Here is an 11,307-nt window from a genome sequence, read left to right as displayed (position 1 = left end):
GAAGCAATCGCTGCAAATTGCCCGAAGCGCCGGATGCGCGACGAAGAAGGTGAATCGACGAATTTATCGATCAATCCATCGCGTTCGCCGCAAGTTACCGACCAAAAGCGCGGCGTTCAACGACCGTTCGCGGTAAGTTAGACGCCGATCGCCTGCAATTGCTTATCCAACAGGTTGCCGCTATTCTACCGTGCCGACTTTGAAAATGTGACAGTCGGACGAGAATTGCGCCTCGAATCGCGCCCCGGACCGGCCAGCGGGCTTTTGCGAGGCCCCGCCGCCATCCGGGCGCAGTTGCGGTGCCCACGGCGCGCTGGTCGAGCGCCGCTGCAGTCTCCGGTTAGCCACCGGGCAGCGTCGTCGACATAGCGATGTTTCTTTCGAGCGCTTTTTTCCGCTCACGTTCCCCAGTCCCACTGATGCCGCCCACCGTATTCATCGTCTCCGACGGTACCGGGATCACTGCCGAAACCTTCGCGCATTCGATCCTCTCCCAGTTCGACCAGAAATTCCGCCTGGTTCGCGTGCCCTTCGTCGACTCGACGGAAAAGGCCTACGCCACGCTCGAAAAGATCAACGAAGCGATCGTGCAGGACGGCCGCCGTCCGATCGTCTTCACGACGCTGGTGGACAGCGCGTCGAATCAGATCGTCAAAGGCTCGAATGCACTCGTGCTGGACATGTTTCAGACCTTCGTCGAGCCGCTCGAACAGGAACTGGAACTGAAGTCGAGCCACGCGATGGGCCGCGGCCACCAGAACGCGGACACCGAGGAGTACAAGAACCGGATCGAGGCGATCAACTTCTCGCTCGCTCACGACGACGGTCAATCGAACCGCAATCTCGCCGACGCCGACGTGATTCTGGTCGGCGTATCGCGCAGCGGCAAGACGCCGACGAGCCTCTATCTGGCCATGCAGTATGGCGTGAAAGCGGCGAACTATCCGCTGATTCCGGAAGATTTCGAACGCGGCAAATTGCCTACGCCGCTACTGGCGCATCGGCAGAAGATGTTCGGTTTGTCGATCGATCCGCAGCGGCTTTCGGAGATTCGCAACGAGCGCCGGCCCGGCAGCAAGTACGCCGCTCCGGAGAATTGCCGTTATGAGATCAACGAAGCCGAAGCGATGATGCGGCGTGAAGGGATCAAGTGGTTGTCGTCGACACACAAGTCGATCGAAGAGATCGCGACGACGATCCTGCAGGAAATCAAGCTGGATAGGCCTTCTTATTGAGCCCGACGGCCTGAAGCAGAGACGCGCGCGGGAACGCGCGTGTCTTTCACGTCAACTACGGCCGCGCTGCTGCCTGCATTGTTCGAACACGCACACGGCCGCCGCGGCCGCCACATTCAGCGACTCCATGCCGCCCGGCTGGGGAATCGTCACCCGCAACGAGACCTTGTCGCGCCAGATCTGCGAGACGCCCGCCCCTTCGTTGCCGAATACCCACGCGAGCGGTCCGCTCAGATCGCAATCGTAGATCGCCTCGGCGCCATGCGAATCCGTGATCACGATCGGCACCGCGAGCCGCTCGATCAACGCCTGCGCTTCCACATCCTCGTGAATCTGCAGCAGGAAGTGCGCGCCCATGCCCGAGCGCAAGACTTTCGACGACCATGCGTATGCCGTCCCCGGCGCGCAGAACACCTGCTGAATGCCCGCGGCGGCCGCGCTGCGCAGAATCGAGCCGACGTTGCCGGCGTCCTGCACGCCGTCGAGCACGAGGCAGGTTTGCGCGACCTCGTCGGGCAGCGGCGTTTCGAGCTTTTCAACCAGCAGCAAAATGCCGACGCCGTGCACGACATTCGACAACTGCCCGAACAACGCGTCCGGCAGCGTCACGAGACGATGATCCTCGATGCGCGAGACGATCGCCTGCGCTTCGTCATGGCGCAGCGCGCCATCGGTGACGATGCACATTTCCGGTTGCCCGGCGACGTCGAGATACGTGCTCGCGAGATGAAACCCTTCGAGCAGCGCGTGGCCGCTCTTGCGCTGTTGATGCGTCGAGCCGGCCAATGCCTTCAGGCGCTTGTAGAGCGGATTGTCCCGCGAGGTGATGGCTTTCACAGGCAGCGAAGACAGTGAGAATGAGGAAGGGTTGGTGACACGCGGCGCTCATGAAGCGCTCGTGTAACGTTCAGAAGGCGTTGCGTTCGCCAAAAGCGTCGTCGTCGAACATCACTTCGGACACGACGATCACTTCACCCGCCGGCAGCGGCACGCCCGTGCCCAGGCGCAGATGCGCTTCGCGCACCGGCGCGAACGAGCGCCGATGATGCTCGCAAGGCCCATGCTCGCGCAGCGCCGCGAGATGCTGCGGCGTGCCGTAACCGGCATGCGCGTTGAAGCCGTAGACGGGATACGTCTGATGCAATTCGAGCAGCATCCGGTCACGCGTGACCTTGGCAAGAATCGACGCCGCCGAGATGCTTTTGACGAGCGCGTCGCCACCGATCACCGCTTCGCTGCGCACGCTCAGCGTCGGACAGCGATTGCCGTCGATCTTCACGAGCGTCGGCACGACGGACAGGCCTTCCACGGCGCGCTTCATGGCCAGCATGGTGGCGTGCAGGATATTCAGCGAATCGATTTCTTCGACCGATGCCGAAGCGATGCAGTAAGCCAGCGCCCGGTCGACGATCTTGTCGTACAGTTCGTCGCGCTTTTTCGCGCTCAGCACTTTGGAGTCGTCGAGACCGCGAATCATCGGCCTGGACGGGTCGAAAATCACCGCCGCAGCCACGACCGGGCCGGCCAACGGTCCGCGCCCTGCTTCGTCGACGCCGCAGACAACGTCGTCCGGCGTCTCGAAGTTCAGGCCGACCTGTTGCGCCGCCGCTCCCGCAACGGTTTTACGGCGAGGTGCGCGTGCAGTGGTCACGGCCGCGCCTTCCGCTTTTCGATGACGCTCGCCACGACTTCCGCCGCGCGCTGCGCGGTATTCTGCTTCAGCACGTGATGCATCTCCGTGAAGATTTCCGTCAGCGTGCGCCGGTTGGTCTCGTCGCGCAACTGTTTCAGCGTAGCTTCCGCCAGCGCCTGCGGCGTGGCGAAGTGCTGCAGAATCTCCGGTACCACGAAGCGCCCCGCCAGAATGTTCGGCAGGCCGACATACGGCAGATAGCCCTGGCGGCGCATGATCTGGCCGGTCAGCCAGGGCACCTTGTACGAAATCACCATCGGCTTTTTCAGCAACGCGGCTTCGAGCGTCACGGTGCCGCTCTTCACGAGGATCGCGTCGGCCGCGGTCATGGCGAGCTGCGCCTGGCCGTCGGTAATCGTCAGCGCGAGACCGGGGTGAGAATCGACCAGCGGCCGCAGCATCTCGCGCAGCGCCGGCGTGGCCGCCGGCATGACGAACCGCAGACTCGGCTCCTGGTGCTGCATCATTTCCATCGCGGCGAAGAACGTCGGGCCGATCAGATCGATCTCCGAGCGCCGGCTGCCCGGCAGCACCGCGATGATCGGGCCGTCTTCCGCGAGACCCAGCTTCCGGCGCGCGCCGAGCGTGTCCGGTACGAGCGGAATTTCGTCAGCGAGCGGATGGCCCACGTACGATGCCGCGACGCCCGCCTTCTCCAGCAGTGCCGTTTCGAACGGGAACACGCACAGCATGTGGTCGACCGCCTTGGCGATCTTCTTGATGCGGCCGCCGCGCCACGCCCAGATGGACGGACACACGAAATGAACGGTCGGGATGCCCGCGTCGCGCAGCGGATGCTCGAGCCCGAAGTTGAAATCGGGCGCATCGACGCCGACGAACACCGCCGGCGGTTCAGCCAGCAGTTGCCGCTTCAGTTCGTTGCGAATGCCGAGGATCCCGGGGATGTGCTTCAGCGCCTCGACATAACCGCGCACCGACAGCTTTTCCATCGGAAAGTGGGCGTCGAAGCCCGTGGCGATCATGCGCGGGCCGCCGATCCCGTAGTACTGGGTCCCGGCAGGCAGACGGCTCGCGAGGCCGTCGAGCAGCGAGGCGGCCAGCAGGTCGCCGGACGGCTCGCCGGCCACCATCGCGACACGCAGTGGACTGGGTTGCAATGCCATCGGTTAGCGGATGATGCCGCGTTGCGACGCTTCGACGAACGCGAGCAGCGTCTGCACCGGCGCATCGCCATCGCCGCCCGCGGACGCGAGTTCGCGCAACTGCACCTTCGCCTCTTCCAGCGACAGGCCATTCTTGTACAGCACGCGATACGCCGCGCGCAGCGCCGAGATCGCGTCCGGCGAGAAACCGCGGCGGCGCAGGCCTTCCACATTGATGCCGTGCGGTTCGGCCTTGTTGCCGGCGGCAATCACGAACGGCGGAATGTCCTGCACCAGCGCCGACGCGCCACCCAGCATGGAATGCGCGCCGATGCGCACGAACTGGTGCACGCCCGACATGCCGCCGACGATCGCGTGGTCGCCGATCGTGACGTGGCCGGCCATCTGTGCGTTGCTCGACAGAATGACGTTGTTGCCGACGTGGCAATCGTGCCCGATGTGCACGTACGCCATGATCCAGTTGTCGTCGCCGAGCGTGGTGACGCCCGAGTCCTGCACCGTACCGGTGTGGATCGTGGTGAACTCGCGGATCGTGTTGCGGTTGCCGATCACGAGCCGGGTCGGCTCGTCCTTGTACTTCATGTCCTGCGGACGGCCGCCGACCGATGCATAGTGGCCGATCCGGTTGTCTTCGCCGAGCGTGGTGTGACCTTCGATCACGCTGTGCGAACCGACCGTGGTCCGCGCGCCGATCGTCACATGTGCGCCGATCACGGCATATGGTCCGACTTCGACGGATTCGTCGAGTTGTGCGCCCGGTTCGACGATCGCAGTGGGATGAATCCTGCTCATGCGTCCTCGCTTCTGATTCTGTTGCGTTGTCTGGATAGGCATCTGGCGGGAGGTCAGCGCGCGCATGACGCCGCCGACCGCCCGGACGCTGATTTAAGCGCCAGGCGCTTAAGTGCGTTTAAGCGTCCTTGTCCGTGTGCCGCACTGCGCACATCAGGTCGGCTTCCGCCGCGACCACGCCATCCACTTCGGCGCGCGCCTTGAACTTCCAGATGCCGCGCATGTGACGCTCGAACGTGCAGTTCAGGATCAACTGATCGCCCGGTTCCACCACGCGCTTGAAGCGCGCGTTGTCGATGCCGACGAACAGATACAGCGTGTTCGACGGGTCGCTCGGCTCTTCCGAAAACGTCAGCAGGGCCGCCGTTTGCGCGAGCGCTTCGAGAATCAGCACGCCCGGCATCACCGGACGGGTCGGGAAATGACCCTGGAAATACGGTTCGTTGATCGACACGTTCTTCAACGCTTTGATGCTCTTGTGCGGCTCGAGTTCGAGCACCCGGTCGACCAGCAGGATCGGGTAACGATGTGGCAGCAGCGTGAGAATCTTATGAATGTCGAGATTGATTTTTTCGGTGCTCATGGTGTTTCTGCTCACGCATTGACTGCGCGGTGATGACTGCGGATGCTGGTGCAGGTGGGTTGGTAACGCGTGCTGCCGGCGCTCGCCGTGACCCGGCGGCCGCGCCACCCGGTCACGGCAACCGACTTTGCTTCCTGATGCTTGCCCGCCATTTTACGCGGAGCCAGCAGGTTGCCCTGCGAAATGCTTAGCCAGTTGCCTTGATGTTTCAGACTTTATCGCCTGCGGCCTTGCTTGCCGCGTTGGCCGCCGGGCTGTCTTGCTTCTCCGCCGCGACATTTTCAAGCGCCTTGATACGATCGCGGAGTTTGTCGATATTGCGCAGCAACGCCGCGCTCTTGTTCCAGTCTGCATGGTTCACGGCCGGGAAGGCACTGGTGTACATACCAGGCTTCAACAGCGACTTCGAGACGCCCGATTTCGCCGTGACGATTACATAGTCGGCCAGCGTGACGTGCCCGGCAATCCCGACGGCGCCGCCGATCATGCAATGACGCCCGATCGTCGTGCTGCCCGCGATGCCCGCGCAGCCGGCGATCACCGTATAAGCGCCGACCTTGCAGTTGTGGCCGATCTGCACGAGGTTGTCGATCTTCACGCACTCTTCGATGATCGTGTCGGCCATTGCGCCACGGTCGATGGTGGTGTTCGCGCCGATTTCGACGTCTGCCGCGATCGACACGCCGCCGACCTGCGGAATCTTCACCCAGCTGCCGGTACGCGCCTCACCCTCGCCGACGAAATCCGGCGCGAAGCCGAAACCGTCCGAGCCGATCACCGCGCCTGCGTGCACGATCACGCGCTCGCCGAGCTTGCAACCGTGATACACCGCGACATTGGGATAAAGATGCGAGCCCGCGCCGACGCGCGTGCCGCGGCCGATCACGACATTGGCGTCGAGCCGCACGTTCTCGCCGATCACCGCGCCCGCTTCCACCGTGACGTGCGGGCCGATCACCGCGCTCGTGGCGATCTGCGCCGACGGGTCGATGGTCGCGCTCGGATGCACGCCGGGGGCCGCCTTGGGTGCAGCGAGGTCGATGAAGGTTTGCGCGACACGCGCGAAGTAAGCGTACGGATTCGGCGTGACGATGAAATTACGATTCTCGCGGGAAGCGAGCTTGGCGAGGTCGTCGGCGTTGATCAACACCGCGCCCGCACGGGTCGTTTCGACCTGCGACAGGTACTTCGGATTGGCGAGGAACGCCAGTTGGTCCGGGCCTGCCTGGTCGAGCGGCGCGAGACTGCCGACGCGCTGCGAACCGTCTCCGACTACTTCACCGCCGAACCGTTGGACGATGTCCACGAGCGTAAATGCCATGCCTATCCTGTCTCCTGTGTCGACCAGAGTTAGCGCTTTAGCGCTTACTCTGGTCCCATGCACATGCGGTCGACCAGAGTTAGCGCTTTAGCGCTTACTCTGGTCCCATGCACATGCGGTCGACCAGAGTTAGCGCTTTAGCGCTTACTCCGATCCCATGCAAGATGGTTACTGCTGTTCAGTCCGACTCGTCAGATCGACTGCCGGGCCTTTCAGCCCGGCAGCCACGTTCAGTTGCCCGACGCCGCCAGCGCCTTCAGCACCTGATCGGTGATATCGATGCGCGGACTCACGTACACCGCTTCCTGGACAATCAAATCGTAATGCTGCGCCTCGGCGATTTGCTTGATCACCTTGTTGGCGCGGTCGAGCACCGCAGCCAGTTCCTCGTTGCGGCGCTGGTTCAGATCCTCACGAAACTCGCGTTGCTTGCGCTGGAAGTCCGTGTCCAGTTGCGACAGATCACGCTGCTTCTGCGCGCGATCGGCGGGCGACATGGACGCACCGTTCTTGTCGAGGGAATCGGACATCGACTTCAGCTTCTGCGCCATGTCGGCAAGGTCCTTGTCACGCTTGGCGAACTCGGCCTCGAGCTTGACCTGCGCGGCCTTCGCGGCAGCGGATTCGCGCAGGATACGGTCGGAATTCACCGCCGCGATCCTGGCTTCCTGCCCATGCGCGACCCCGACACCCAAGGTCATCGCCAGCGCCAGCGCGCACGCCACACGTTTCGAAAACATACCGGTTAGCAAAGTCATCCTCTCGATACTGTAGTTTGGCCGGACCGCCTGCAGCCCGATCAGAATGCCGTCCCGATCTGGAACTGGAACTTCTGATACTGGTCGCCGGTGTGCTTCGTGAGCGGGAAGCCCAGGCTGAGCTTGAGCGGGCCGATCGGCGAGATCCACGCGAGACCGACACCGTAGCCGTAACGCAGGCCGTTGGCGCCGATGCTGTTGCCTTCCGTACCCCAGACGTTACCGGCGTCGAGGAACGTGAAGACGCGCAGCGTGCGGTCGTAGCCCGTGCCCGGCAGCGGGAACGTCAACTCGATGTTACCCACCAGCAGCTTCGAGCCGCCGATCGGGTCGTTCGTCTTGGCGTCGCGCGGACCCAGCGAGCTCGGCTCGTAGCCCCGCACCGAACCGATACCGCCCGCGTAGTAGTTCTTGAAAATCGGATAAGGCTTGCCGCCGAGGCCGTTACCGTAACCGCCCTGGAAGTTGAAGCCCAGCACGAACCCGCGCGCAAACGAGTAATAGTACTGCGCGTTGATGTCGGCCTTGTAGTACTGCGTGCCGCCGATCGGCGTGCCGTACTCGGCGTTCGCCTGCGTGAAGTAACCGCGGCTCGGCACCAGTGCGCTGTCACGCGCGTCACGCGACCAGCCCACCGTAATAGGCACGTTGTTCGACACGCGGCCGAATTCGTTCACGTAGTCGATGTAGCTCTGCGGCGTATTCGCGTCGACGTCCAGCTGGTTCTGCTCGAGGCCGGCGCCGAAGTACACGGTGTCGACTTCGGAGAACGGAATACCGAACTTCAGATCGCCACCGATCGTGACGATCTTGAAGCTCGAATCCGTCGAGTAGTACAGCGGCTGATACGTACGGTAGTAGACGTCGGTAATGCGCTTGATGCCGTCGACCGTAAAGTACGGATCGACCTGCGTAACGGTCAATGTACGGTACGTCTTCGCGGTATTCACGTTCACCGAGAGACTCGTACCCGAACCGAACACGTTGTCTTGCGAGACACCGGCCGAGAGCACCACCTTGTCGGTCGACGAGAAGCCCGCACCCAGCGTGATCGCGCCGGTCGGCTTTTCGGCCACCTTGACGTCGACATCGACCTGGTCCGGCGTGCCTTCGACCGGCACCGTGGTCACGTCCACATCCGTGAAGTAGCCGAGACGGTTGATCCGGTCTTTCGACAGCGCGAGGCGGTTCGAATCGAACCACGAGCTTTCGAGCTGGCGCATTTCGCGGCGCACCACCTCGTCACGCGTACGCGTGTTGCCGACCACGTTGATGCGGCGCACGTAGACGCGGCGGCTCGGGTCCACTTGCAGCGTCAGGTCGACCTTGTGGTTGGCCTGATCAATCTGCGGCTGCGCATTGACGGTGGCGAACGCATAGCCGTATTCGCCCAGCTTGTCGACGATAGCCTTGGTGGTGGCCTGCAGCTTTTCCGCCGAGAAGCGGTCGCCCGGTTTGATCTTGATGAGCCTGGCCAGCTCCGGCTCGCGATCGAGCAGATTGCCCGCCAGCTTGATATTCGAAATCGTGTACGGCTCGCCTTCGTGCAGCGTGACCGTCAGATACATGTCCTTCTTGTCCGGCGTGATCGACACCTGGGTCGACTCGATGTTGAACTCGAGATAGCCGCGATTCAGGTAATACGAGCGAACGTTTTCGAGGTCGCCGGTCAGCTTGTCTTTCGCGTACAGGTCGTTCTTCGTGTACCACGAGAACCAGTTCGGCGTGGACAACTGCATTTCGTCGCGCAGCGTGCCCGTGCTGAACGCCTTGTTGCCGATGAAGTTGATCTGGCGGATCTTCGCGCTCGGACCTTCGGCCACCGAGAACAGCACCGACACGCGATTGCGGTCGATCGGCGTGATCGTGGTGGTGACTTCAGCGGCGTAGTAGCCGCGCGTCAGATACTGACGCTTCAGTTCCTGCTCGGCCTTGTCGACCAACGCCTTGTCGTAATAACGGCCTTGCGACAAACCCACGGCGCGCAGCGCCTTGGTCAGGTTTTCCTTGTCGAACTCATGAATGCCGGCGAAGTCGATCGTGCCAATGGCCGGACGTTCCAGCACCTGCACGATGACGACGTTGCCTTCGGTCGCGATCTTGACGTCGTTGAAGAAGCCCGTGGCATACAGGGCGCGAATGGCCTCCGATGCCTTGTCGTCGCTGAAGGTGTCGCCTTGCTTGATGGGCAGATAGGCGAACACGGTACCAGGTTCGACGCGTTGCAATCCCTCGATCCGGATGTCTTGCACCACGAAGGGCGTCGTTGCGTGAGCAACCAGCCCATGCGCGGCGAATGCCGCGGCTATAACCGTCTTTGGAACAAAGCGATGAGGTTTAAACAACGTGCTTCCCCAGTGTGTATAGCTGCATCAGGTCGGGCGGTCGCCATCGTGAACGCCGCCGAACACTTTAAAAATGGATTAAACGAGCCAGATCGTTGAACAGCGCGATCGCCGACAATGCGACGATGCAGGCGAGACCCGCCCTCTGAAAAACGAGTTGCCAGCGATCGGAGACAACTTTACCGGTCACAGCTTCAACCAAATAATATAACAGATGACCCCCGTCCAATACCGGAATTGGTAACAGGTTCAGTACACCAAGGCTAATACTGACAAGGGCCAGGAACGACAGGAATGCAGAAGGACCTAGACGTGCGCTCTTTCCTGCGTAATCGGCGATCGTCACCGGACCGGAAAGATTCTTCAGCGACGCCTCGCCGACCACCATCCTGCCGAACATGCGCACCGAGTACACCGCGAGATCCCACGTGCGGCGCGCACCCAACTGCAGGCTTTCAACCGGACCGTAATGCACGTCGATCGACGGCACTTGCGTGGCCAGTTCCGCGCCGATGCGGCCGATCTGCTGACCTGTCGTTTCGTCACGCTGGGCCTGCGGCACGATGCTCACATCTTCGAGCTTGCCCGCCGCCTTACCGCCACGCTCGACCTGTAGCGTCACCGCTTTGCCGGCGTGCGATTTTACATAAGCGATGAAGGCCGTGGCGTTGTCGGTCGGAATGCCGTCGACGGCACGCAGACGATCACCCGCGACCAATCCGGCCTTTTGCGCCGCGCTACCCGGCTGCACACCCGCCACCGTCAGCTTGCCACCACCCGGCTCGAAACCGAGATGCGACATGAAGTCGTCGTCGACATCTTTCTCGGTGAGGCCGCGTAGATCGAGCTGGAAATCCGACGTGCCGTGCGCATCTTTCGCGCTCAGCACGACGCGCTTGTGATCGAATGCCGCACCCAGCAGTTTCCAACGCAGATCCGACCAGGAGCGCACCGGCTCGGATTCGCCGGCGTTCTCGGCACGCACGGCGACGATCGTTTCACCGCCGTCGAAACCGGCAACGGCCGCGGGCGTGTTCGGCGCCGGCGCCGCGACCACCGCCGCCGGCTCCGTCACGCCGGTGGCGAAGACCAGCGCGAACAGCACGATGGCCAGCAGGAAGTTCGCGACCGGACCGGCCGCGACGATCGCAAAACGGCGCCACACGGACTGCCGGTTGAACGCATGCGGCAATGCTTCAGCGGGGATCGGCTCGGCGCCGGTCTCGCGCTCGTCGAGCATCTTCACGTAGCCGCCGAGCGGCAACGCAGCAATGGTCCATTCGGTGCCCGTCTTCGGACTCACCCACTGGAACAGCGGCTTGCCGAAGCCGATCGAAAAGCGCAGCACCTTGACGCCGCACAGGCGCGCCACGCTGTAATGCCCGTATTCGTGGACGACCACGAGTACGCCAATCGCGACCGCGAAGGCGAGCAGTTCGATCAGCAGGTTCATGAG

10 protein-coding genes are annotated in these 11,307 nt (G+C 62.7%); 1 reads left to right on the top strand and 9 read right to left on the bottom strand.

The window, feature by feature from the left end:
• Positions 1-419: 419 nt before the first annotated feature.
• A complete protein-coding gene (gene ppsR, locus PQR32_RS30870) occupies positions 420-1,235 on the top strand; it encodes a posphoenolpyruvate synthetase regulatory kinase/phosphorylase PpsR (RefSeq protein WP_012433432.1) in 816 nt (271 codons plus the stop codon).
• 51 nt (positions 1,236-1,286) lie between these two features.
• Here the strand turns inward: ppsR and PQR32_RS30865 are convergent, their stop codons facing one another.
• From PQR32_RS30865 to rseP, 9 genes are all read right to left on the bottom strand, one after another.
• Positions 1,287-2,072 carry a TrmH family RNA methyltransferase gene (locus tag PQR32_RS30865; RefSeq protein ID WP_408236060.1) on the bottom strand — a complete coding sequence of 262 codons (786 nt, stop codon included), beginning with the start codon at positions 2,070-2,072 and terminating at the stop codon, positions 1,287-1,289.
• Positions 2,073-2,142: 70 nt separating this feature from the next.
• Positions 2,143-2,886, bottom strand: a complete 744-nt coding sequence (gene rnhB, locus PQR32_RS30860; RefSeq protein ID WP_408236057.1) for a ribonuclease HII — start codon at positions 2,884-2,886, stop codon at positions 2,143-2,145.
• Positions 2,883-4,052 (bottom strand): lipid-A-disaccharide synthase, encoded by a 1,170-nt coding sequence (gene lpxB, locus PQR32_RS30855; protein WP_408236054.1) that lies wholly within the window; start codon positions 4,050-4,052, stop codon positions 2,883-2,885. Before lpxB ends, rnhB begins: the two co-directional genes overlap by 4 nt.
• A gap of 3 nt (positions 4,053-4,055) precedes the next feature.
• On the bottom strand, positions 4,056-4,844 hold the full coding sequence (gene lpxA, locus PQR32_RS30850) for an acyl-ACP--UDP-N-acetylglucosamine O-acyltransferase (protein ID WP_408236051.1): 789 nt from the start codon (positions 4,842-4,844) through the stop codon (positions 4,056-4,058).
• 118 nt (positions 4,845-4,962) lie between these two features.
• The gene (fabZ, locus tag PQR32_RS30845; RefSeq protein WP_006048683.1) at positions 4,963-5,427 is read right to left on the bottom strand and encodes a 3-hydroxyacyl-ACP dehydratase FabZ; all 465 of its coding nucleotides are present in this window, start codon (positions 5,425-5,427) and stop codon (positions 4,963-4,965) included.
• 208 nt (positions 5,428-5,635) lie between these two features.
• Complete coding sequence (lpxD, locus tag PQR32_RS30840) at positions 5,636-6,748, bottom strand: UDP-3-O-(3-hydroxymyristoyl)glucosamine N-acyltransferase (protein WP_408236048.1); 1,113 nt, start codon at positions 6,746-6,748, stop codon at positions 5,636-5,638.
• A 230-nt stretch (positions 6,749-6,978) separates the two neighbouring features.
• Positions 6,979-7,500 carry an OmpH/Skp family outer membrane protein gene (locus PQR32_RS30835; protein WP_181916899.1) on the bottom strand — a complete coding sequence of 174 codons (522 nt, stop codon included), beginning with the start codon at positions 7,498-7,500 and terminating at the stop codon, positions 6,979-6,981.
• Positions 7,501-7,547: 47 nt separating this feature from the next.
• Positions 7,548-9,851, bottom strand: a complete 2,304-nt coding sequence (gene bamA / locus PQR32_RS30830; RefSeq protein WP_408236045.1) for an outer membrane protein assembly factor BamA — start codon at positions 9,849-9,851, stop codon at positions 7,548-7,550.
• Between the two features lie 67 nt (positions 9,852-9,918).
• Complete coding sequence (gene rseP, locus PQR32_RS30825) at positions 9,919-11,304, bottom strand: RIP metalloprotease RseP (protein ID WP_408236042.1); 1,386 nt, start codon at positions 11,302-11,304, stop codon at positions 9,919-9,921.
• Positions 11,305-11,307 lie beyond the last annotated feature (3 nt).

This window comes from Paraburkholderia dipogonis (assembly GCF_046027395.1).
GTDB lineage: Bacteria > Pseudomonadota > Gammaproteobacteria > Burkholderiales > Burkholderiaceae > Paraburkholderia > Paraburkholderia dipogonis_A.
Note: the sequence above shows the minus strand (reverse complement) of the source record. Positions and strands in the feature narration are given on the sequence as shown.

Bases quoted from the DNA above. Each gene is read 5' to 3' on its own strand.
- lpxB (WP_408236054.1), bottom strand. From the start codon at position 4,052: ATGGCATTGCAACCCAGTCCACTGCGTGTCGCGATGGTGGCCGGCGAG.
- lpxA (WP_408236051.1), bottom strand. From the start codon at position 4,844: ATGAGCAGGATTCATCCCACTGCGATCGTCGAACCGGGCGCACAACTC.
- lpxD (WP_408236048.1), bottom strand. From the start codon at position 6,748: ATGGCATTTACGCTCGTGGACATCGTCCAACGGTTCGGCGGTGAAGTA.
- rseP (WP_408236042.1), bottom strand. From the start codon at position 11,304: ATGAACCTGCTGATCGAACTGCTCGCCTTCGCGGTCGCGATTGGCGTA.
- fabZ (WP_006048683.1), bottom strand. From the start codon at position 5,427: ATGAGCACCGAAAAAATCAATCTCGACATTCATAAGATTCTCACGCTG.
- ppsR (WP_012433432.1), top strand. From the start codon at position 420: ATGCCGCCCACCGTATTCATCGTCTCCGACGGTACCGGGATCACTGCC.